The 22,966-nt window shown below is 60.7% G+C and carries 22 protein-coding genes and 1 tRNA gene; 4 read left to right on the forward strand and 19 right to left on the reverse strand.

Annotated features, from left to right (window positions below; translation table 11 throughout):
• The 9 genes from bamA to rpsB all read right to left on the reverse strand — a co-directional run.
• A partial coding sequence (bamA, locus tag AC3VI7_RS02155) for an outer membrane protein assembly factor BamA (protein WP_489671378.1) occupies positions 1-1,148 on the reverse strand: 1,148 nt, incomplete at its 3' end.
• Positions 1,149-1,158: 10 nt separating this feature from the next.
• Entirely contained in the window at positions 1,159-2,499 is a 1,341-nt protein-coding gene (gene rseP / locus AC3VI7_RS02160) for an RIP metalloprotease RseP (RefSeq protein WP_489668285.1), read from the reverse strand.
• A 37-nt stretch (positions 2,500-2,536) separates the two neighbouring features.
• Positions 2,537-3,721 carry a 1-deoxy-D-xylulose-5-phosphate reductoisomerase gene (gene ispC, locus AC3VI7_RS02165; protein WP_489668284.1) on the reverse strand — a complete coding sequence of 395 codons (1,185 nt, stop codon included), beginning with the start codon at positions 3,719-3,721 and terminating at the stop codon, positions 2,537-2,539.
• On the reverse strand, positions 3,718-4,566 hold the full coding sequence (locus AC3VI7_RS02170) for a phosphatidate cytidylyltransferase (RefSeq protein ID WP_489668283.1): 849 nt from the start codon (positions 4,564-4,566) through the stop codon (positions 3,718-3,720). Before AC3VI7_RS02170 ends, ispC begins: the two co-directional genes overlap by 4 nt.
• A gap of 66 nt (positions 4,567-4,632) precedes the next feature.
• The gene (gene uppS / locus AC3VI7_RS02175) at positions 4,633-5,346 is read right to left on the reverse strand and encodes a polyprenyl diphosphate synthase (protein WP_489668282.1); all 714 of its coding nucleotides are present in this window, start codon (positions 5,344-5,346) and stop codon (positions 4,633-4,635) included.
• A gap of 26 nt (positions 5,347-5,372) precedes the next feature.
• The gene (frr, locus tag AC3VI7_RS02180; protein WP_489668281.1) at positions 5,373-5,933 is read right to left on the reverse strand and encodes a ribosome recycling factor; all 561 of its coding nucleotides are present in this window, start codon (positions 5,931-5,933) and stop codon (positions 5,373-5,375) included.
• 29 nt (positions 5,934-5,962) lie between these two features.
• Entirely contained in the window at positions 5,963-6,673 is a 711-nt protein-coding gene (gene pyrH / locus AC3VI7_RS02185; RefSeq protein WP_489668280.1) for a UMP kinase, read from the reverse strand.
• Positions 6,674-6,727: 54 nt separating this feature from the next.
• Positions 6,728-7,624 carry a translation elongation factor Ts gene (tsf, locus tag AC3VI7_RS02190; RefSeq protein ID WP_489668279.1) on the reverse strand — a complete coding sequence of 299 codons (897 nt, stop codon included), beginning with the start codon at positions 7,622-7,624 and terminating at the stop codon, positions 6,728-6,730.
• A 91-nt stretch (positions 7,625-7,715) separates the two neighbouring features.
• Positions 7,716-8,465, reverse strand: a complete 750-nt coding sequence (gene rpsB, locus AC3VI7_RS02195) for a 30S ribosomal protein S2 (protein WP_489668278.1) — start codon at positions 8,463-8,465, stop codon at positions 7,716-7,718.
• 211 nt (positions 8,466-8,676) lie between these two features.
• Between rpsB and AC3VI7_RS02200 the strand changes: the two genes are divergently transcribed.
• From AC3VI7_RS02200 to AC3VI7_RS02210, 3 genes are read left to right on the forward strand one after another with little or no spacing between them, the layout of a single operon-like run.
• Positions 8,677-9,972, forward strand: a complete 1,296-nt coding sequence (locus AC3VI7_RS02200; protein WP_489668277.1) for an FAD-dependent oxidoreductase — start codon at positions 8,677-8,679, stop codon at positions 9,970-9,972.
• Positions 9,960-10,433, forward strand: coding sequence for a PIN domain-containing protein (locus AC3VI7_RS02205; RefSeq protein ID WP_489668276.1), 474 nt, complete (start codon positions 9,960-9,962; stop codon positions 10,431-10,433). The genes AC3VI7_RS02200 and AC3VI7_RS02205 overlap by 13 nt, the downstream gene beginning before the upstream one ends.
• The gene (locus AC3VI7_RS02210; RefSeq protein WP_489668275.1) at positions 10,430-12,010 is read left to right on the forward strand and encodes an NAD(P)H-hydrate dehydratase; all 1,581 of its coding nucleotides are present in this window, start codon (positions 10,430-10,432) and stop codon (positions 12,008-12,010) included. The genes AC3VI7_RS02205 and AC3VI7_RS02210 overlap by 4 nt, the downstream gene beginning before the upstream one ends.
• Here the strand turns inward: AC3VI7_RS02210 and rnr are convergent.
• Entirely contained in the window at positions 11,964-14,135 is a 2,172-nt protein-coding gene (gene rnr, locus AC3VI7_RS02215; protein ID WP_489668274.1) for a ribonuclease R, read from the reverse strand. The genes AC3VI7_RS02210 and rnr overlap by 47 nt on opposite strands.
• A 101-nt stretch (positions 14,136-14,236) precedes the next feature.
• On the opposite strand from rnr, the gene AC3VI7_RS02220 reads away from it, so the two are divergent.
• Positions 14,237-14,321, forward strand: a tRNA-Leu gene (locus AC3VI7_RS02220).
• Between the two features lie 111 nt (positions 14,322-14,432).
• On the opposite strand, the gene AC3VI7_RS02225 is transcribed toward AC3VI7_RS02220, so the two are convergent.
• The 9 genes from AC3VI7_RS02225 to der form a co-directional block, all read right to left on the reverse strand.
• The gene (locus AC3VI7_RS02225; RefSeq protein ID WP_489668311.1) at positions 14,433-14,954 is read right to left on the reverse strand and encodes a phosphoribosyltransferase; all 522 of its coding nucleotides are present in this window, start codon (positions 14,952-14,954) and stop codon (positions 14,433-14,435) included.
• Between the two features lie 11 nt (positions 14,955-14,965).
• Complete coding sequence (locus tag AC3VI7_RS02230) at positions 14,966-16,324, reverse strand: adenylosuccinate synthase (RefSeq protein ID WP_489668273.1); 1,359 nt, start codon at positions 16,322-16,324, stop codon at positions 14,966-14,968.
• 45 nt (positions 16,325-16,369) lie between these two features.
• Positions 16,370-17,548 (reverse strand): ATP phosphoribosyltransferase regulatory subunit, encoded by a 1,179-nt coding sequence (locus AC3VI7_RS02235; protein WP_489668272.1) that lies wholly within the window; start codon positions 17,546-17,548, stop codon positions 16,370-16,372.
• A 60-nt stretch (positions 17,549-17,608) separates the two neighbouring features.
• Positions 17,609-17,794, reverse strand: coding sequence for a DUF2065 domain-containing protein (locus AC3VI7_RS02240; RefSeq protein ID WP_489668271.1), 186 nt, complete (start codon positions 17,792-17,794; stop codon positions 17,609-17,611).
• Between the two features lie 9 nt (positions 17,795-17,803).
• Positions 17,804-18,700, reverse strand: a complete 897-nt coding sequence (gene hflC / locus AC3VI7_RS02245) for a protease modulator HflC (protein WP_489668270.1) — start codon at positions 18,698-18,700, stop codon at positions 17,804-17,806.
• A 12-nt stretch (positions 18,701-18,712) separates the two neighbouring features.
• The gene (gene hflK / locus AC3VI7_RS02250; RefSeq protein ID WP_489668269.1) at positions 18,713-19,999 is read right to left on the reverse strand and encodes an FtsH protease activity modulator HflK; all 1,287 of its coding nucleotides are present in this window, start codon (positions 19,997-19,999) and stop codon (positions 18,713-18,715) included.
• 8 nt (positions 20,000-20,007) lie between these two features.
• Positions 20,008-21,222: a GTPase HflX gene (hflX, locus tag AC3VI7_RS02255; protein ID WP_489668268.1), complete on the reverse strand. Its 1,215-nt coding sequence runs from the start codon at positions 21,220-21,222 to the stop codon at positions 20,008-20,010.
• Between the two features lie 37 nt (positions 21,223-21,259).
• Positions 21,260-21,511, reverse strand: a complete 252-nt coding sequence (hfq, locus tag AC3VI7_RS02260; protein WP_009453400.1) for an RNA chaperone Hfq — start codon at positions 21,509-21,511, stop codon at positions 21,260-21,262.
• Between the two features lie 86 nt (positions 21,512-21,597).
• Positions 21,598-22,950 (reverse strand): ribosome biogenesis GTPase Der, encoded by a 1,353-nt coding sequence (gene der / locus AC3VI7_RS02265; RefSeq protein WP_489668267.1) that lies wholly within the window; start codon positions 22,948-22,950, stop codon positions 21,598-21,600.
• Positions 22,951-22,966: the final 16 nt, after the last annotated feature.

Genomic DNA, 22,966 nt, shown 5'->3' on the forward strand with positions numbered 1-22,966 from the left:
GATTCGAATTGGCGCACCTCGCGCCGAATCACTTCATCACGGGTACGGGTGTTGCCAGAGATATGGATGCGCCGCACATAAGCCCGACGGCCCGGATCAGCGTGAAGCGTGATCGACACCTGACCTGTCTTGCGATCCACCTCTGGCAAGGCCTCAATGCGTGCAAAGGCATAGCCAAAAAGACCAAAACGCTCGTTGAAAGCGCGGGTGGTAGTGGCAATGTCTTCGGCACGGTAAGACCGACCCGGCTGGATGGTGACCAGCGCACCGAACTCAGCGTCTTGCCCCAGATAATCGCCCGTCAGTTTGACGGCGGTGACCGTGTAGTGCTGGCCTTCCTTGACGTTGATCGTGATGCCAATGTCTTGCTTGTCGGGCGAAATCGCCACTTGGCTCGATGCGATGTCGAACTCAAGGTAGCCTCGGTTCAGATAAAACGAACGCAGTGTCTCGCGGTCCGCATTGAGCTTGGTTTGCGAGTAGCGATCTGCTTTGGTGTACCAAGTCATCCAGCCCCGGGGGGTTAGCTCAAGTTGATCGGTCAACTCGCTTTCTTGGAACACTTGGTTGCCCGTGATGTGGATATCACGGATGCGTGCCACCCCGCCTTCCGTGACCGAGAAAGACACGTTGACTTGATTCTTCTCGATGGGCGTGATGGTGGTCACCACCTCTGCGCCATAAAGGCTTTTCGTCAGGTATTGGCGCTTGATTTCTTGCTCGGCCCGATCCGCTTGGGCTTTGTCAAACGGCAAGCCATCGCCCACCCCGATGTCCTTGAGAACACGGATCAAGGTGTCACGGTCGAACTCTTTGGCACCCACAAAATCAACGTGGGCAATGATCGGCCGCTCTTGCACCACCACCACCACCACCGGACCTTCGACGTCGATACGGACATCCTTGAAATGTCCCGTGGCAAACAGCGCGCGCAACGCGACCCCCGCCTTTTCATCGGAATAGGTATCGCCGGTGCGAAAGGGCAACGCAGAAAACACCGATCCAGCATCCGTGCGGGCCAAGCCCTCGATACGGATATCCGTGATCTGGAAAGGCACCACCGCCTGCGCTGCCTGAGGCACCGCACAGCTCAGGACCAAGGCAAGGGCGACAGGATGAAGCCGGCTCAAAAAGTTGAAAAGACGCATGCAATCATCATCAGCCCATCAACCGGGCCACATCGTTGTAGAGCGCGATCGACATCATCGCCAAGATCAGTACCAAGCCGCCGCGCTGCAAGCGCTCCATCCAATCGGGCGGAATCGGCCGTCCCATGACGGCTTCGACGGCGTAGTACACCAAATGACCACCGTCCAGCATGGGCAAGGGCAGCAGGTTAAGCACCCCAAGACTGATGCTGACAATGGCCAAAAAGTTGAGATAGTAGGCGAAACCGAGCTGAGCCGATTGGCCGGCGTAATCGGCGATGGTCAGCGGACCACTCAGGTTGCGCACTGAGGCCTGCCCGATCAGCATGCGCCCGAGCATGCGCAGCGACATGACGGCGTTGTCCCAAGTGTGCTGCACGCCTTGTGTCAAGCCGCCGACAAAGCCATAACGCACCCGCACCAGCTCCGGCGGCGCACCCACCACCGCCTCAATGCGCCCGATGCGTTGTTCATGCTCCTCCACCCCTTTCGGGGTGATGTTGAGGGTGAGCATTTGCGAGGTCCGCTGCACCTGCCACGACTGCGGCTGTGGCTCGCCATGGGCGGCGGCGGCGCGAATCAGGGCGCGCAAGGCGGCGGCATCCGCCACCGGCTGGCCCTGCACCGCAAGAACATGGTCGCCTTGGCGCAAGCCGGCCCGGTCAGCCGGACCTTCAGGCGTGACCCGACCGATCAAGGCCTCGCTGTACGGTGCCCCGATGCCGATCTGCCGCATGATGTTGGCATCCGCCTCTTGCAACGTCAGCCCCGACAACGCCAGACGCAGGCTGCGTTGATCGGCGATCCGCAGCCAGAGATCCTGACCATCCATCACGGCTTGCATCATCTGCCAGCGCGCTTGGGTCATGGACTCGACGGCCTCCCAATGCTCCTGATCGGTCGAGACCGCCAAGAGGCGATCCCCCGCCCGCAAGCCGGCCCGCTCGGCCAAGCTGCCGACAACGGGTGAGCCCACTTGGGCCACGGGCTCGTCGGTGCCGATCCACCCAGCCAAGGCATAAAGAGCCACAGCCAAAACCAAATTAGCCAGCGGCCCAGCGGCCACGATGGCGCAACGCTGCCTTAAACTTTTGCGATTGAAGGCGCGATCCAGCTCATGGGGTGCGACCGCCCCTTCACGCTCGTCGAGCATGCGCACATAGCCCCCCAAGGGCAAGGCCGACAGCACCCACTCGGTTTCGCCATGCTGGCGCGACCAAATCACCCGGCCAAAACCGAGTGAAAAACGCAGCACCTTGACCCCACAAGCCTTGGCCACACGGTAGTGGCCCCATTCATGGACCAACACCAGAATGCTGAGGGTGACGATAAAAGCCAATAAAGCGGTCATGGCAGGCACTCAAATCGCGGGCCACGAGAGCCCTGGGTCAGGAACGCAGCGCAGCGATCTGCTGATCGGCATGGCGGCGCGCTTGCTCATCCAAGGCCAACAAACCCTCGACCGTCTCGGTCGAAGCAGCAGGCACGGACAAGCTTTCAAGCGTACCTGCGTTGACGGCATGAATCTGATCGAAGCGTAAACGCCCCTCCAAAAAGGCCGCCACAGCCACTTCGTTGGCCGCATTGAGCACCGCCGTGCTGCCCGCTGGCCCCGCCAGTGCCTGCCAAGCCAGCGACAAGCCCGGAAAGCGCACGGCATCGGCCGCTTCAAAGGTGAGCGCCGATAACGCCAAGAAATCGAGCGACGGTGCGCCAGAGACGATGCGCTCGGGCCACGACAACCCATAGGCAATGGGCACCTTCATGTCGGGCGTGCCCAGCTGGGCCAACACCGAGGCATCGCGGCACACGACCATCGAGTGGATGATGCTTTGCGGATGAATCACCACCCGCACCTGTGAGGGTGTGAGGTTGAAAAGCCAACGCGCTTCAATGACTTCGAGCGCCTTGTTCATCATGGTGGCCGAATCGACCGAAATTTTGCGGCCCATGACCCAGTTCGGGTGTGAACACGCTTGATCAGGCGTGACAGAGCTCAAAGTGGCCGGATCGCGCTGGCGAAACGGCCCGCCCGAGGCGGTCAGGATGATGTGGTCGATCAGTCCGGGCCACAGGGCGCGGTCGGTCGGCAGACACTGAAAGATCGCAGAATGCTCACTGTCGATCGGCAGCAACGTGGCCCCGCCCTCCTCGACCGTGCGCATGAACAGCTCGCCCCCCACCACCAAGGCCTCCTTGTTGGCCAGCAAGAGCCGTTTGCCGGCCCGGGCCGCCGCCAAACAGGGCCGCAGGCCCGCTGCGCCAACGATGGCCGCCATCACGGCGTCCACCTCGGGGTGCGATGCCACCCAATCCAGCGCATCCGCCCCCACCAGCACTTCGGTCGGGATCTGATGCACCGCCAAACTACGGCGCAACTCTTGGGCGGCCTCAGGCGTGGGCAGGACGGCAAAACGTGGCTGCCAGCGCAAGCACTGTTGCAGCAGCTCCTCGATGCGGCGATGGCCCGTGAGCGCAAACACCTCGAACCGCTCGGGATGGCGCGCCACCACGTCGAGCGTGCTGGTGCCAATGGAGCCGGTCGAGCCGAGGATGCAAAGAGCAGACTTCATACGCTTACCACCCACATGGCGATCGGAAAGACCGGCAGCAAAGCGTCAACCCGGTCGAGCACCCCACCGTGACCCGGCAACAACTGGCTGCTGTCTTTGGCCCCGGCACTGCGTTTGATCAGCGATTCAAACAAATCGCCCACCACGCTGAACACCGTCAAAAACACACTGCACGCCACCAGTCCCAGCCAGCCATACCGCTGCATCAGGAGGCCAAAGAGGCTCGGATGCGCAGCACCAAGTTGCCCTTCCACAGCCTGCCAGACGCCGGCCATGACCAACACCGCCACGGCGCCGGTATAAGCCCCCGCCCAGCTTTTGCCCGGACTGATCGTCGGGGCCAACTTGCGCCGACCCCAAGCACGCCCGCCAAAATAGGCTGCGCTGTCGGCCATCCAAACGAGGCAAAAAATCGAAAAAAGAAAGTTAAGTCCCTTGGCACGCGCCGCCATGATCGCCAGCCACGCCAAGACCAGCAACACCATGCCGAGCAGCCAGCGCAGCACACGCGGCACCAAAGGCCAAGCCCCCACGCCGCCATAGAGCGCTGCCGAGCCACCGATCACCCACAACAAGGTGCCGACCCACCACAGACGCAACAAGTTCTCAGCCGGGGAGCCTTGAAGAAACACCGCTTGCAGGGCGGCCACACACAGGGCCATCACCGCACCACCCATCAGGTGTGCGCCCAAACCCGGCAAGGCATTGAGCCGGGCCCACTCCCAACCCGCTGCGCCGATCATGAGCAAGCTCAGCAACGCGAAAGGCCATGGCGCATCCACCCAAAGGGCCGGAATCAGCAGTGCAAGCAAGACGATGGCAGTGAGGATGCGCTGTTTGAGCATGCTGGAAAGCGTCAAAACGCTGGTGAAGAGAACAGGAGGGAACGCTCAAGCAAGTCAGAGCCCCGATCACGGTGCTCTGACTTGACCAAAACGTCGATCACGGCGCGCGTAAGCAGCCAGCGCCTCGTCAAGAGCCTTGGCATCGAAATCGGGCCAGAGACAGTCGGAGAAAACCAGCTCGGCGTAAGCAATCTGCCAGAGCAAGAAATTAGAAACACGCACCTCGCCGCCCGTGCGGATAAAGAGGTCCGGATCGGGCGCATAGGCCTGCGACATGAACTGCGATAGCGTGGATTCGTCCAGATCTTGGGGCTCAAGCCCGGCGGCCATGGCTTGGCGGCAGGCTTGGAGGACATCCCAGCGCCCGCCGTAGTTGAAGGCCACCGAGACTGTGATGCGGGTGTTGTGTGCGGTGCGGGCCTCGGCGTCATCCCAAGCCGCCAAGATGCGCTCAGGCACGCCCCTGCGGTCCCCAATGATGCGGATGCGCACGCCGTCGTTGACCATCTTGAGCAGGTACTTCGATACCGCCACGACGATCAGGCTCATGAGGCCAGAGACTTCGTCTTGGGGCCGCTTCCAGTTCTCGGACGAGAACGCAAAAACGGTCAGAAACTCAATGCCACGCTCGGCGCAAGCGTCGATGACGCTCACCAAAGCATCCACACCAAATTTGTGCCCCACCACCCGAGGCATAAACCGCCGCTTGGCCCAGCGGCCGTTGCCATCCATCACGATGGCCACGTGACGCGGAACAGGGGGCGACGAGACCAGCGCCACGGTTCAAGAGCGACGACGAACCAGCGTCAAACCGCCAGAATTTCGGCTTCTTTGGCGTGGATCAGCTTGTCCAGATCGACGATGGTGCGATCCGTGAGCTTTTGGACTTCATCGGTGGAACGACGTTCGTCGTCTTCGGTGATGAGCTTGTCCTTGAGGAGCTTCTTGGCGTGCTCGTTGGCGTCGCGACGCACATTGCGCACCGCCACCTTGGCATCTTCACCCGCGTGACGCACCACTTTGGTCAGATCCTTGCGGCGCTCTTCGGTCAGGGCCGGCATCGGCACGCGGATCAAATCCCCCATGGCAGACGGATTCAAACCGAGATCGGACTCGCGAATGGCCTTTTCGATCGGCTTGGCCATGGTCTTTTCCCACGGCTGCACGCTGATGGTGCGCGCGTCCACGAGCGACACATTGGCCACTTGGCTGATCGGCAGCATCGAGCCGTAGTAATCGACCTGCACCTGATCCAAGATGCCCGGGTGGGCTCGGCCGGTACGGATTTTTTGCAAGTCGTGCTTGAACGATTCGATGGATTTCGCCATCTTGGTCTCAGCATTTTTCTTGATGTCTGCAATGCTCATGAAAGACTCCAGCAAGGACTCAAAACAACTCAAACATGCACCAAAGTGCCTTCATCTTCACCCTCGACCACGCGTCGCAGCGCCCCGGGCTTGAAGATTGAAAACACTCGGATCGGCAAATTCTGATCCCGACACACTGCAAAGGCTGCTGCGTCGAGCACCCGCAAATTGCGCTGAATCGCTTCATCGAAGGTCAGCGAAGGGTAACGGGTCGCCAGCGGATCCAGTTTCGGATCGGCGGTGTAGACACCATCCACTTTGGTGGCCTTCAAAACGATCTGGGCACCGATTTCTGCACCCCGCAAAGCCGCAGCCGTGTCGGTGGTGAAGAACGGATTGCCGGTTCCGGCTGCGAACACCACAACCTTGCCTTCTTCGAGGTACTGAAGCGCCTTGGGGCGCACATAGGACTCCACCACTTGCTCAATCGCGATGGCGGACATCACACGGGCCACCAAGCCTTCTTGGCGCATGGTGTCAGCCAAGGCCAGCGCGTTCATCACCGTGGCCAACATGCCCATGTAATCGGCGGTGGCGCGGTCCATACCGACCGCACCACCAGCCACACCCCGAAAAATATTGCCGCCGCCAATCACCACCGCGACCTCGCAGCCCATGCGGGTGACCTCTTGAATCTCACGCACGATGCGCACGATGGTGGCGCGATTGATGCCGTAAGCATCATCCCCCATGAGGGCTTCACCGGAGAGCTTCAAAAGGATGCGTTTATAGGCCGACATGGGAAAGATCCTAGAAGAGAAGACGGGCAGCAAGTTTAAGGGGTTAAACGCCGATCACTGACCCTTGGCAGCAGCCACTTGCGCAGCCACTTCAGCAGCAAAGTCGTCTTGCTTCTTCTCAATGCCTTCGCCGACGATGAACATCGTGAACGATTTGGCCGTGGTGCCCACGCTCTTGAGGTACTGAGCCACCGTTTGCTTGCCGTCAGCAGCCTTCACGAAGACTTGGTCCAGCAAGGAGACTTCCTTCAGGTACTTCTGCACCGAGCCTTCGACCATCTTGGTGACGATCTCAGCCGGTTTGCCCGATTCGGCAGCCTTCTCGGCGGCCACGCGGCGTTCCTTCTCGATCAGGTCGGCGGGCACATCGGCCGACGACAGCGCAACCGGCTTCATGGCAGCGATGTGCATCGCAGCGTCCTTGGCAGCGACCGCGTCGCCGGTGTATTCCACCAACACGCCAATACGCACGCCGTGCAGGTAATAGGCCAGCGAGCCGCCGTCCGCGTAGCGCTTGAAGCGGCGGATCGTCATGTTTTCGCCGATCTTGCCGATCAAACCCTTGCGCACGTCTTCCACGGTCGGGCCGAAATCAGCCAGAGCCAAGGGCAGTGCCGACAAGGCAGCCACGTCAGCGGGGTTGTGTTGCGCAGCCAACTGGGCACAAGCTTGGACAAAAGCCAAGAAGTGATCGTTCTTCGACACGAAGTCGGTTTCGCAGTTGACTTCAACCAAAGCGCCGGTCGAACCCGAGACAGCAGCGGCGATCACGCCTTCAGCTGTCACACGCGATGCGGCCTTGCTGGCCTTGTTGCCCAACTTGACACGCAGAATTTCTTCAGCACGGACCATATCGCCTTCGGCTTCGGTCAGTGCCTTCTTGCACTCCATCATCGGCGCGTCGGTCTTGGCGCGCAGTTCAGCCACCATGCTTGCGGTGATCGCAGCCATGTTTTTTCTCCTAGTGAACTTGGGAAATCTTGAAAAAAAGGGGCTTTTCAGCCCCGGAAGTCCTGCGCTTGATAGCGACTTGCGTTACGACTTACGCCGCTTCGTTGACTTCCACGAATTCGTCTGACGAGGACGAAGAAACCGCTTCCACCACGTCAGCCACGGCATTGGCACGGCCTTCGAGCACAGCGTCAGCAAGTGCGCGTGCATACAGCGCCACAGCCTTGGCCGAGTCATCGTTACCCGGGATCACGTAGTTGATGCCTTCCGGATTGTGGTTGGTATCGACCACGCCGATGATGGGGATGCCCAGCTTCTGCGCTTCAGCGATGGCGATCTTGTGGAAACCCACGTCGATCACAAACAAAGCTTCAGGCAAAACGGCCATGTCTTGGATGCCGCCGATGTCTTTTTCAAGCTTGATCAGTTCACGTTGAAACAGCAGAGCTTCTTTTTTGCTCATTTGTTCCAAACCGGCTTCAGCTTGGACTTGCATGTCCTTGAGCTTTTTGATCGAGCCCTTGACCGTCTTGAAATTGGTCAACATGCCGCCCAGCCAACGCTGGTCAACATAAGGCATCCCGGCGCGGGTCGCTTCTTCAGCCACCACTTCACGGGCTTGACGCTTGGTGCCCACGAACAAGATCGTGCCGCGACGCGCCACGAGTTGGCGAGCAAATTTGGTGGCTTCCTCGAAAAGGGGTACGGTCTTTTCGAGGTTGATGATGTGAATCTTGTTGCGATGGCCGAAGATATACGGGGCCATCTTGGGGTTCCAGAAGCGGGTTTGGTGTCCAAAATGGACGCCGGCTTCCAGCATTTCACGCATCGAGTAGGGCATATTTGCTCCAAAGGTTGGGTCTAGAATCCGGCACGAATCGCGTCGAGCGACACCTTTAGGTAACCGGGTTCGGGCTTATTTATCTGTTTCCTGCTCTCATGTACCTGACTTGCAACAAGATACATTCGGTGATGTTTCGCCACTTTGCGCGGGTTGACACGACTTTTCGAGCAGGGCTCGGATAAACCCGCAGATTGTACATGGGTTCAGGATGCATATCGCCATCATTGGTGCCGGCATCACCGGCATCACCACCGCTTACGAACTGGCCATCGATGGTCACCGGGTGACCGTCTTTGATCGCAACGATGTGGTCGCTGCCGAAGCCAGTTTTGCCAACGCTGGACTGGTTTCACCGGGTTGTGTCTCACCCTCGGCGGCACCGGGGCTGCGCCGTTGGCTGCTGCGGGGATTCCTGACCCATGAATCGGCCTTGCGCTGGCGCCCTAACTTGAATCGCAGCCAGTGGAACTGGCTCTTACGCTGGTGGAAGGCGTGCGAAACCCCCCATGGCGAAGATGTGCGCGCCATGGTTGAGTTGGCCCGATTGAGCCGAGAGCGCTTGGCAGGCATCACCGAACGCTATCGGCTGGACTACGAGCGCAGCGATGGCGTGTTGCTGCTGCTACGCAGCGGACGCGAATTTGCCGCCACCCGCAGGCACATGACCATGCTGATGGAGCTGGGGATCGAAGCGCACGAGCTCACCCCGGAGCGCTGTCGCGATATCGAACCCGGCTTGGGTGAGCGCGCTCGACTCGCGGGTGGGCTGCTGCTGGCCGACGATGGCGTGGGTAACTGCCGCCAATTTGCACAAATCCTGCGCGATATTGCCACCGAAAAATACGGGGTACTGTTTCGCTTCGGAACCGAAGCACGGGCGCTAGAGTGCAGCCAAGGCCGCCCACAGCTGCACTTCGAGCAACGCGCCCTGCGATCCCCCGGGGCACCGGATCGCCCCGCCGAATCACGCTCAGAGTCTTATGACGCCGTCGTGATTTGCGGGGGGGCGAGTGCCATGCCCGTGCTGCGCAGCGTAGGCCTAATGTTGCCTTTGCTGCCGGTCTACGGCTACTCGATCACCTTTCGCCTACGCGCCGATGGTCAGGCACCCCGCTCAGCCATCGTCGATGCCCGCACCGGCATTGCCATCACCCGCATGGGTGATCGGGTCCGGGTCACGGGCGGGTTTGAGATTTCCCAAGACCAGCAACCCTTGCAGCAAAGCGGCGCACTCTTGCCGCTCTACAAGGCCCTGCATCGCTGGTATCCCTTTGCCGCAGACATGTCACAACCCCAAGTTTGGAAGGGTGCCCGCCCAATGCTGCCGCACGGCCCACCGATTGTCGGCCCGGCCCCATCGAGCGGCGTTTGGCTCAACGTCGGCCATGGTGCCCACGGCTGGTCCTTGGCCTGCGGCAGTGCGCGCTTGCTGGCGGACCAGATCGCCGGACGCGAACCGAGCCTCAATCCCAACCCTTTCAGCGTACGCCCATGGCTGGCCTGACCATGGAACTCATTCTCGACACCAATGTCGCCTTGGCTTGGCTGCTTTTCGACGATCCCGAGATGCACCTCATCCAAACCGAGCTCAGCGCTGGACGCTGGCGCTGGTGTGCCACGGCCGCGATGCGCGACGAATTTATCCACGTCTTGAGCTATCCCGCCTTGGAAAAACATCAAAACTCCGTACGCACCAAGGCCTCTTTGATGGCTTGCTGGGATCACTGGGTTCACGTACTGACCGACCACCACGACACCAACCCCTCCGAGACACCCCCGATACCTCGCTTGCGCTGCACGGATCCCGATGACCAAGGCTTCATCGATTTGGCCTTGGCGCGTCAAGCCACCTTGATCACACGCGACAAGGCACTCTTGGCGCTGGCTCGGCGGGCCGCTCGCCACCGGACACCTGTCATGACACCCGCCTCTTGGAGCCCCACGTTCCCGGTGGCAACGCCATGAAAGCAACGCCTCAACCTTGCCGGGTTTTGGGGCCTGACTCGGCACGCTTGGGCCACTGGCCTTTGTATGACACGGCCGGCAACCGCGCGCTCGAATCCTTGGGCAGCGCTTCATGGCCAGAAAATGCACTGATGCAACGCGCAGGCTCGGCGGTGGCTCGACTCGCCCGAGCCGTGGCCCCCCACGCAAGGCAGATCTGGGTGCTGGCCGGGCCGGGCAACAATGGCGGCGATGGATTCGAAGCCGCTCGGCAACTGCAAGAACAAAGCAACCTACGCGTACACATCAGTTGGATGGGTGCGGAAGACCGTCTGCCGCCCGATGCGCGCACGGCCCTGCACCGAGCCCATGCAGCCGGGCTCGCCATTCACAGCCATTACTTACCGCCCGATGGTTTTTGTCGGACCGATCTAAGCATCGACGCATTGCTGGGACGCGGTTTGAATCGCTCTCCCGATGGCGCACTGGCCCAAGGTATCGCTGCGTTAAACGCCGCCCCAGCACCTGTGCTGGCCGTGGATATCCCCTCCGGACTCAAAGCCGATTCAGGCACGTTGACCGAATCCGGCTTGGGCGTGCAAGCGCGCTGGACCCTGGCGCTGCTGGGGCTCGCGCCGGGGCTGTTCACCGCCCATGGCCGTGACCTGTGTGGCGAGATTTGGTGGGATACCCTCGGCATGGATGTCCAGCAAATTGCCCCAACCGCTTGGTTGGCCAGCACCGCCATGTTGCGCGAGCGTTGGCCAGCCCGTCGCCATGCCCAACACAAAGGCAGTTTTGGCGATGTCTGGGTGGTGGGTGGCGCTGAGGGCATGTCAGGCGCGGCCCGCTTGGCGGGACTCGCGGCCCTGCAAGGAGGCGCAGGCCGGGTACGGATCACCACCTTGACCGAGATGGCCGTCCCCGAGTTGATGACCACGCCCCTCGACCATCTGCTCAAGAACCCGCGCCTGCTCCACCATGCCACCGTGGTGGCCGGCTGCGGCGGGGGACAAGACATTCACCACATCCTGCCGATCTTGCTCGAAACTGCACCGCGCTTGATCTTGGATGCTGACGCCTTAAACGCCGTGGCCCGTGATGACGCCCTGCGTCATGCCCTCAAAGAGCGTCATCAGCACGATATGGCCACCATCCTGACGCCGCATCCGCTGGAGGCGGCGCGTTTGCTGGGAGGCTGGGAAACCCATGACGTCCAAGCCAATCGCATTGATGCAGCCACCCGGCTGGCCCATGCCCTGAACTGCGTGGTGGTCCTCAAAGGCTCGGGCAGCATCGTCACCACTCCCGGCCATTTGGCCATGCTGCATCCGGTCGGCAACGTCTCGCTGGCCACCCCCGGCAGCGGGGACGTTTTGGCCGGATTCATGGGCGGGCTCTGGAGCCAGTTGGCGCATCTTGAACCCCAAGCGGCGCACATCGACTCGGCCCGACAAGCGGCGCATACGGCGGTGCATTGGCATGGACTGAGTGCTGAGCGACTCAGCCCCCGAGGTGAAGTGCTGCGCGCCGAGACCCTGGCCCGCCAGCTTATTTTGCCGCCTTTCGACTTGAACGCGCCCCATCGCGCACCTTAGTGCCTGCACTGGCGCGGCGCTCCTTGGGTTGTTTCTTCTTGGCCCGAGCCGCTTGACGCACCGCACGATCAGCCTCCTTGATGGCCACCAAAGCCGCCTCAGCCCCTCCCGACGAGCCCCCGCCACCCCCACCAACCGCCCCAGCCGCAGCCCCACTTAGGCTGGCCTCGGTCATCAATCTGAAGTCAATCCGCCGACCATCAAGATCGACCCGGCTGACCTGCACCCGCACACGCGCGCCGATGCCGTAACGCACCCCGGTGCGCTCGCCACGCAACTCTTGGCGCGCTTCATCCAAGCGGAAATACTCACCGCCCAGCTCGGTGATGTGGATCAGACCTTCAACAAACAAGGCATCGAGCTGCACAAACAGGCCAAACCCCGTGACCGCACTGACCGTACCGGCATAAACCTCGCCCAAGCGATCACGCATGAACTTGCATTTCAGCCAAGCCTCCACATCGCGTGAGGCCTCATCGGCCCGGCGTTCGTTGGCGCTGCAATGCGCGCCGGCCACATCCCAAGCCTCAGCAGGGGTTGCCGTCGCAGTGGCACCGACTTGCGGCAAAGGAATCTCTAACTTGTAGCGTTTGGCTTGCAACAGCGCCTTGATCACCCGATGCACCAGCAAGTCGGGATAACGCCGAATCGGACTGGTGAAATGGGTGTAGGCCGGGTAGGCCAAGCCGAAATGGCCACTGTTGTGTGGCGTATAGATCGCCTGCTGCATGGAGCGCAGCAGCATGGTGTGGATCTGCACCGCGTCAGGCCGATCACGGGTTTGCAGTGCAATCGCCTGCAATTCGGCCGGTTTGGGCTCGTCACTCAGCTCGGCGGTCACCCCCATGCTGCGTAAGTAGTTGATCAAGGTCTGGCGCTTCTCGGGGGTCGGTCCTTCGTGAACACGAAACAGCGCCGGATGCTTGGCGCGCTCGATGAAATCAGCTGCGCAGACATTGGCAGCCAGCATGGCTTCCTCGATCAAACGATGCGCCTCGGTGCGAACACGGGGCACGATCTTTTCGATCCGTCCGTTGTCATCGCAGATGATCTGGGTTTCGGTGGTCTCGAAATCAACCGCGCCACGCACGCTGCGGGCCTTGAGCAAAGCGCGGTAGACCTCGTGCAAATGCACCAGATGCGGCACCAACTCAGCATGCTGCTGCGCCAAGGGGCCGCGTGTATTGGCCAAAACGCCCGCCACTGTGGTGTATGTAAGACGCGCTTGGGAGCAAATCACCGCCGGATAGAACTGATAGGCGTGGACATCGCCCTCGGCGGTGACGAGCATGTCGCACACCATGCTGAGCCGGTCTTCTTCCGGGTTGAGCGAACACAACCCATTGGAGAGCTTCTCCGGCAACATCGGAATGACTCGGCGCGGAAAGTACACCGAGGTAGAACGCTCGAAAGCGTCATCGTCAAGCGGCTGACCCGGCTTGACGTAGTGGCTCACATCCGCGATGGCCACCAGCAAACGCCAGCCCTTGCCCCGATCCACACGGCTTGGCTCGCAATAAACCGCATCATCAAAGTCGCGGGCATCTTCGCCATCAATCGTGACCAGCGCCACATCGGTCAAATCGACCCGTTGCTGCCGATCAGTGGCCCGCAAACGCAGTGGCAATTGACCGGCTTGCACCAAGGTCTCCGGTGAGAAGCGATGCGGCACCTCAAATTTGCGCACGGCGATCTCGATCTCCATGCCGGGATCATCAATATCGCCCAACACCTCAGAAATTCGACCCACCGGCTGGGTATGCATTGAGGCCATCTCCGTCAACTCGACCGCAACCACTTGCCCCACCTGCGCCTCGGCCACGTTGTGGCGCGGGATAAGAATGTCTTGCCCAAAACGCCGATCTTCTGGGGCCACGATCCACTGCCCACCTTCGTGCAACAAACGACCAATGATCGGCACCTTGCGCCGCTCGACAATCTCAAGGATGCGCCCCTCGGGCCGGCCCTTGCGATCTTGGCGAATCACCCGCACCCGTACCCGATCACGATGCAAAACCGCCCGCATCTCTTGGGGCGAGAGGTAGATATCCGGCTCATCGGTCCCCGTGATCAGGAAACCATGACCATCCCGATGCCCTTGCACCGTGCCTTCGATATCGCTCATCAAAGAAAATTTTTGGCTAGGGTATTGCATTGCAGCTTGATCCCGGTATAGAATTTCTTTCTCTGCTTGAGACGCCCGTAAAACGATTGTCTCAAAGCGAAGCCCAGGTGGCGGAATTGGTAGACGCACTAGTTTCAGGTACTAGCGGGTAACTCCGTGGAGGTTCGAGTCCTCTCCTGGGCACCAGACACAGAACACGGTCAGCGCAAGCTGACCGTGTTTTTTTGTTTTTGTCCTGATCAAACAAACCTCCCCGAAGGGAGGTGTTCAATGGACCCGTCGGACCCGTGACTGAACTCAAACCGACCGGCGATCTGCCAAATCCGCAGGACGCAGTCGATCATAGTCTTCAAAGGGTTGATGAATCCACGGATTTGTCGGCAGCTTCTCGACAAAGTAGTCCGGCTCGTAGGTCGAGATGCCCTTGACCCACAAAACGGCCGATCGCAGCTCGCGGATCGACGGCATGCTGCGCAGCCGGTCCACCACCGCTTGCAAGGTCACACCCGAATCGGCCAAGTCATCGACCAGCAGCACCCGCCCCGCCAATTCGCCCTTGGGCATGGTGATGTAGGTCGCCATGTCCAAGCGCCCTTGGATCGTGCCCGCCTCAGCGCGGTACGAGCTAGTCGCCATGATCGCCAAAGGTTTGTCAAAAATGCGCGAGATCACATCCCCAGGCCGCAGGCCGCCACGGGCTAGGCAAAGAATTTGATCGAAGGCCCAGCCCGATTCATGCACTTGGCGGGCCAAGCGTTCAATCATCTGGTGGTATTCGTCCCAAGAGACGTAGAGATGTTTACCGTCATCGGTCAGCATGGACACGCCCTTCAACCCTTGTAGGGGTGACGCAACAAAATGGTGTGATCCCGATCCGGCCCGGTCGAGACCATGTCGATGGGTGCCCCGATGAAGTCTTGCACCCGCTCCAGATAGCGACGCGCGTTCAAAGGCAACTTGTCCCACTCGGTCACACCGAAAGTGGTTTCGGTCCAACCGGGGAAGGTTTCGTAGATCGGCTGGCAATGGATGATCTCGTCGGCATCCAGCGGCAGGATATCCACGCGCTCGCCGTGCAGCTCGTAGCCCACGCCCATTTTGATTTCCGCCAAGCCATCCAGCACATCCAGCTTGGTCAGGCACAGCCCGGAAATACCGTTGATCAAGATGGCGCGCTTCAGCGCTGCGGCATCCAGCCAGCCACAACGCCGCGCCCGGCCTGTGACGGTGCCACGCTCTTGGCCGACCGTGGAGAGGTGATGCCCCACAGTGCCCGCCTCGTTCATGGGCAGCTCGGTCGGAAACGGACCGGAGCCCACACGGGTCGTGTAGGCCTTGGTGATGCCCAAGATGTAGTTCAGCAAGCCCGGACCGACGCCCGAGCCCGCAGCAGCGTTGCCTGCCACGCAGTTGCTCGACGTCACGAACGGATAGGTGCCGTGGTCAATATCGAGCAACGTGCCTTGCGCACCTTCAAACAGCAAGCAACCCCCGGCGCGGTTGGCGGCGTCAATGCGCACACCCACGTCAGCCATCATCGGCTTGATCTGCTCGGCTTGTTGCATGGCCAGATCGAAGATCGGCTGGAACTCAAGCGGCTGGCCCTTGAGGTAACCGGACAGCGCGAAATTGTGCAAAGCCAGCAAATCGCGCAGCTTGGTAGCAAAACGATCTGGATGCTTCAGATCCTGCACCCGCAGTGCGCGCCGTGCGACTTTGTCTTCGTAGGCCGGGCCAATGCCCTTGCCGGTGGTGCCGATCTTGCCGGCACCGGAGTTCTCGCGCAGGGCTTCGCGCGCCTTATCCACCTCGACATGGAACGGCAAGATCAAAGGGCAGGATTCGCTGATGAACAAACGCGAGCGAACTTCCAGCCCAGCCGCTTCCAGTCGCCCAATTTCAAGCAAGAGATGGGTCGGATCAACCACCACGCCGTTGCCGATGTAGCACGCCACGCCGGCACGCATGATGCCGGAAGGGATGATCTGCAAGGCCGTCTTCTTGCCGTTGATGACCAAGGTGTGACCCGCGTTGTGGCCGCCTTGGAAACGCACCACGCCAGCAGCGTGATCGGTCAGCCAATCGACGACTTTGCCCTTGCCTTCGTCACCCCATTGGGTGCCGACCACGACCACATTGCGACCGCGCGCGGCCACCGCCGCCTCACTGCGTGTATCTGTCTGAGACATCTGGAATATTCCGCTCGAAGTGTTTTTTAGGTCATCTGACACCGCTCAGCGCGTGCAGACCACCCACTGTCCATTGACCTCGACCAGCTCGCGGTCGCAGTCAAACTCATCTGCTTCATGCTCGTGCCCGGGGAGCACGCATGTCACGGTTTCGCCTTGAACGCGCAAACGCCGAATGGCTGCACGCAAGGCCGCGTCTTCGTTCCAAGGGGCTCGGATCGCCGCCCGACGCCCATCCAAACTGATGTGAGTCACCACTGATTTGAGATCCAAGCTGAAGCCCACGGCCGGCCGGCTGCGACCAAAAATTTGGCCCACGGCGTCATACCGCCCACCGCGCAGCAGCGCCTCCCGGCTACCGTTGCCGTACAGGGCGAAACGCGGGCCGGTGTAGTAGGCGTAGCCCGAAAGATCAGCCAGATCGAAGCCAATCACCAGATCGGGATGCGTCGCTTGAAGGTGACCGGCCAACCAAGCCAGATCATGCAAAGCGGCTTCGATGGCCGGCAACGCGGGTAGTTGCTGGCGAGCTTGATCCAGCACGGCCAAGCCGCCATACAGATCAGGCAGCGCCAAAAGGGCTTGCGTCAAGGCAGCATCCACCCCTTCGGTCAGCGTGGTGGCGATCAAACGCAGCAACTCGGGCCGATCCTTGGCCACCATGGCCGCCACCCAAGCCGAACGATCCCGCGCAACCACGCCAGCGGCGTCGAGCAAAGCGGTCACAATGCGCGCGTCGCCCAGATCCATGGTCAAGCCCGCTAAACCGGCACGGCCCAAGCAGTCGATGGCCAGATCTTGGACTTCCAAGTCGGCTTCTAAGCCGGCATGGCCGTAGGTTTCAGCACCAAACTGCAAGGGCTCACGGGTGGCGTAGGCACCGGCGGGCAAAGCGTGCAGCACCGGGCCGCAGTAGCAAAGCCGCGTCACACCCGCCCGGTTGAGCAGATGGGCGTCGATGCGCGCGACTTGCGGCGTGGTGTCGGCGCGCACCCCAAGGGTGCGGCCACTCAACTGATCGACCAACTTGAAGGTCATCAGGTCGAGCGATTCGCCACTGCCACTCAAAAGAGAGTCGAGATGCTCGACCAAAGGCGGCATGACCAACTCGTGGCCGAAGGATCGGGCTGCATCGAGCAGGATCCTACGCAGCTCTTCGAGACGACGGGCCTCGTGGGGCAGGACATCAGCGAGATGCTCGGGCAACAGCCAGGCAGAAGACATAGGAGCTGGGTAGATAAAACGTGCGATTGTACCGGCCCGGCACAGCCACTCAGCGCGGCGTCACCGCCACAGCGCCACCAAAATCAAGCCGACCACGACCGAGCACAGGCCCAAGAACCGAAGCTGCCCATCGGAGAGCTTCACGGCTTGCTCAAACACACGACGCCATTGGCTGGGGTTCAAAAGAGGCAAAAGACCTTCGAGAAGAAGCACCAAGGCCCCAGCCAACCACAGGGCGTCAAGCATGCCCAACGCTCATTTTCGGGCCGCCGCTGCTGTACCAGCTGCGCCGCCATTGCGCATGACCTTGAAGAACTCGGTGCTCGGGTCGATCACGATCACATCGCTCTTGCTGCGGAAACTCGCCTTGTAGGCATCCAAGCTGCGTAGAAACTGCGCAAACTGCGGGTCACGGCCAAAGGAGTCGGCGTACAAGACGGCCGCCTTAGCATCGCCCTCGCCTTTGACCTTTTGGGCCTCGCGATAGGCTTCGGCCAAGATCACTTCACGTTGACGATCTGCATCGGCCCGGATCTTTTCGCCTTCAGCCGAGCCTTCAGAGCGCAGCTCATTGGCGACGCGCTTGCGCTCGGACTCCATGCGGCGATAGACCGAATCGGTGATGGAGGCGGCGAAATCAACCCGCTTGATACGCACATCGACGATCTCGATGCCAAAGTTCTTGGCGTCGTCACTCAGGCGCTGCATCACGCCTTGCATGATCTTTTCGCGATCCGTCGAGAGCACGGCACGCACGCTGCGCTTGGTGACCTCTTCGTTCAGCGCCGCTTGGACGATGGGCGAAAGGCGCGCCTCGGCGTTACGCAGATCCAACCCGGTGTTGCGGATGAATTGACGCGCTTCCTTGACACGCCACTTCACCAGCCAGTCGATGACCAAACTCTGCTTTTCCGCCGTGAAGATCGGACGGGTTTCGGGGCTGTCGAGGGTGTAGGTGCGCCGATCAATGAAGACGACGTTTTGCAGGGGCGGCGGCAACTTGAACTTCAAGCCCGGCTCAGTAATAACTTCGCGGATCTCGCCCAGCGAATAAACCACCGCAAAGTTGCGCTGATCGACCACAAACAGCGTGGACATCGCCAACAGCAAGCCCAGCAAAAGGGAAACGACAATGAAAGCTAAACGGTTCATGCGTGAATCTCCTCAACGGCCTTCGCGGTCCCGACCACGCGTGCCTTCACGCGAGCGGGGATCGGCGGTCGTCAGGCCGGTTGCAGCGGCAGCCGCCACAGCAGGCACCGCCGGGCTGGCATCAACGGCTGAAGCCGCAGCGGCAGGTGTGGCCGCCGACTGAAGTAACTTATCCAGCGGCAAATAGAGCAAATTGCCACCGCTGCGGGTATCCACCATCACCTTGGTGACGTTCGAATAGATCTGCGACATGGCATCGATGTAGAGCCGATCACGCATCACGGCGGGTGCCTTTTGGTACTCGGGCAACACACTGCGGAAACGCTGGGCATCCCCTTCAGCTTGAGCGATCACCCGCGCTTTGTAACCCTCTGACTCTTCGCGCAAGCGCGCTGCCATACCGCGCGCCTTCGGAATCACGTCGTTGGCATAAGCCTGGCCTTCGTTCTTCAGGCGCTCCCGGTCGGCACCGGCTTTGAACGCATCGTCAAAAGCGGCCTGAACTTGCTCAGGCGGCTGAACGCTTTGCACATTCACATTGCTGACCAAGATGCCCGCCTTGAGCCGATCCAGCTGCGCCTGAACCGACTTGACCAAATCGGTGGCGATGGCATCACGCTGCTCGTAGAGCACCGAATCCATGTTGCTGCGACCAACAATTTCGCGCACAGCCGACTCAGCAGCTTGCATCACCGCTTCTTCGACATTGCGGTTTTCAAACATGTAGTCCTTGGCATCCTTCAGACGCCATTGCACCGTGAAACGGATGTCCACGAGGTTTTCGTCCTGCGTGATCATGGACGAGTCGCGCAAACCCGTGGCTTGCACCACGACGCTGCGCCCCACTTCGGTGGAGCGGTTTTGCGTCACAGCCACGGTCTCGTGGGCTTGAAAGGGATAAGGCCAGCGAAACTGAATCCCGGCATCCACCGTGTGGCTAAAAGCGCCAAAGGTGGTGATCACGGCTTGATGGCCTTCTTGGACGATGAAAAAGCCGCTGGCGAACCACACCAACACCACCCCACCGATCAAGGCGGCACCACCCCAACCCGCATTTTTCAAACCCATCGGCGGCGGCGCACCGTTGCCGCCCGAACCTTCGGGGGGCGGGCTGTTTTCGCGCTTGGCCCCAAAAAGCCCACCGAGCTTTTGATTGAAGTCCCGCCATAAATCATCCAGATCGGGCGGGCCTTCCGGGCGACCTTGGCTCAGGGTGAGGCCGGACTTGATGCGCTGCCAAGCCGAAGACAAGGCTTGCTGTAGGCGTGACAAGGGGCGCGGGGAAGAGTCTGTACTCATGTCTGTTCTCATGGGGTCACAGGCTGATCATCTGATTCAGAGGCTGATTCAGGGTCTGAGTCAGGCCAAGGGGGCGTAGCGTGCTCATCAGCCGTTTCAGGCTCACGGCAATCTGCAATGACTTGGCGTAAACGCGCCAGGCCGTGTCCGGTGACTGCGCTTACAAACAGTCGCGGCACACTGCGGCCCGGTTCGAGCTCGAAAAAATCTTCATCCGCCCGAGGACGGAGGGTTTCCTCCATCAGATCCCATTTGTTGAAGATGAGAATCTGTGGAACATCGGCGGCACCGATCTCGCCCAGCACGCGCTGGACTTCACGGACTTGATCGAACCACGTTGGGCTGGCCGCATCGACCACATGCAACAGCACATCCGCTTCCATCGCCTCTTGCAAAGTGGCTTGAAAAGCGTTGACCAAGGCATGGGGCAAATCGCGGATAAAGCCCACCGTGTCCGACAAAGACACGCGGGCCTGTGCCTCTTCAAGGTAGAGCTGGCGCGTGGTGGTGTCGAGCGTGGCAAAGAGCTGGTCGGCGGCGTAGACATGCGCCTTCACCAAGGCATTGAACAAGGTGCTCTTGCCGGCATTGGTGTAGCCGACCAACGAGACCCGCAACACCCCGCTGCGCTCACGCGCTTTACGCTGGGTGCCGCGTTGGCGCTTGACCTTGACCAAACGCTCTTTGACGGCCTTGATGCGCTCGCCAATCATGCGGCGATCCAGCTCAATCTGGGTTTCCCCAGGGCCACCGCGCAAGCCGACACCGCCGCGCTGACGCTCCAAGTGACTCCAACGCCGCACAAGGCGGGTCGAGAGGTACTGAAGCCGCGCCAACTCGACTTGCAACTTACCTTCGTGGCTGCGCGCCCGGGCCGCGAAGATCTCAAGGATCAACATGGTCCGGTCGAGCACCTCAACACCGAGGTGTTTTTCCAGATTACGCTGCTGTGCCGGCCCAAGAAGCTGATCGAAGATCACACATTGCGCGGCGTGCAGTTGCACCAAGGCTTTGATTTCATCGGCCTTGCCTGAGCCGACAAAAAGAGCGGCATCGACACTGCGCCGCTTGGCGGTCAACTTCGCCACTGGCAGATCACCAGCGGACTCGGCCAGCAAAGCCAACTCGTCCAAGGAAGGATCGAAGAAAGCCTTACCGCCAAAGTCAACCCCCACGAGCACAGCCCGTGGCAGATCAGCGGCAGAAACAACAGGTGCAGTCAAGCGTGCGTCAACCCGAAGAGGCCGTCAGCGGACTGGCTCAAAGCAAGTCCGCAGGCTGATCACCGACGTGGAAATTGACCACCGGACGACCTGGCACGACCGTCGAGATCGCGTGCTTGTAAACCATCTGGGTCACGGTATTGCGCAACAGAACCACGTACTGATCGAAGGACTCGATATGACCTTGCAACTTGATGCCATTGACAAGGTAGATCGACACCGGCACATGCTCCTTGCGAAGCAGGTTCAGAAACGGGTCTTGTAGAAGTTGCCCTTTGTTATTGCTCACGATGGTTCTCCGTCTGGGTGGAGTTGTTACGTTGGACGAAATGAGCGCGCACGTTAACACACGCGCCCGCTGACCCCGGGGGGGCTTTAGGAATCTTTGGCATCGAACGGGTTATGCGAAGCGCGGAACTCGATGCGCAGCGGCGTACCCGCCAAATTGAAATGCGCCCGGATTCGGCTCTCCAAATAGCGCTTGTAGACATCCGTGACTTGATCCACCGCATTACCGTGGATCACCACCAGCGGCGGATTCTGCCCGCCTTGGTGGGCGTAGCGCAGCTTGGGCCGGGTTGAGCCCACTCGCTTGGGTTGCTGGAACTGCACCGCTTCTTGCAGCAAGCGCGTCAGCACCGGGGTGGGCAACTTGGCCATCGCCGCCGCCCACGCACCCGTGATCGCTTGCCACAAAGGCCCCAAGCCTTGGCGACGCGTCGCCGAAATTTGAATGATCGGGGCGAACTTCAAGAACGGCAGGCGCAGCTCAATGGAGCGATCCAAGCGTTCGCGCTGGTAGCGGTCGATGGCGTCCCACTTGTTGATCGCCACCACCACCGCCCGACCGGCCTCCAAGATGTAGCCCGCGATGTGGGCGTCTTGATCGGACACCCCTTCGGTCGCATCCACCACCAGCAACACCACGTTGGCGTCGGCAATCGCTTGCAGGGTTTTGACCACCGAGAACTTCTCGATGGCTTCAAAGACCTTGCCCTTGCGACGCAGACCTGCGGTGTCGATCAGCTCGAAATGCTGGCCATTGCGCTCGAACGGCACGTGGATGGTGTCGCGGGTCGTGCCCGGCAGATCAAAAGCCACCAAGCGCTCTTCGCCCAGCCAAGCGTTGATCAAGGTGGACTTGCCCGCATTGGGCCGGCCAGCCACGGCCAAACGAATCGGCCGGTTGGGGCCACCCGCTGCACCCTTGGCGGCCTCATCCTCTTCCTCGGGCGGCTCCAGGCCTTCCAAGGCGATTTCGACCAAGCTGCGAATACCTTGGCCGTGGGCCGAGGAAATCGCCAGCGGCGGGCCAATGCCCAGCTCGTAGAACTCAGAAAGTTGCGGCGCATCGATCATGCCTTCGGCCTTGTTGGCCGCAAGGATGACGCGCTTGTTGGCGCTGCGCAGGTACTTGGCAATGTCATGGTCCTGCGCGGACAAGCCAGCGCGGATATCCACCACAAACACCACCGCATCCGCTTCGGCCACCGCTTGGCGGGTTTGGCGAGCCATCTCCTTGAAGATGCCCTCGGTGCAATCGGGCTCAAAGCCACCCGTATCAATGACGATGAAGGCGTGGCCAGCCAGCTTGCCGTCCCCATAGTGCCGGTCCCGCGTCAGGCCGGGATAGTCCGCCACGATCGCATCACGACTGCCCGTGAGTCGGTTGAAAAGCGTGGATTTGCCCACGTTGGGGCGTCCCACCAAAGCGATCACTGGTTTCATCAGAGCGTCAATTCAT

The organism is Leptothrix toolikensis (SeqCode), assembly GCF_057922285.1.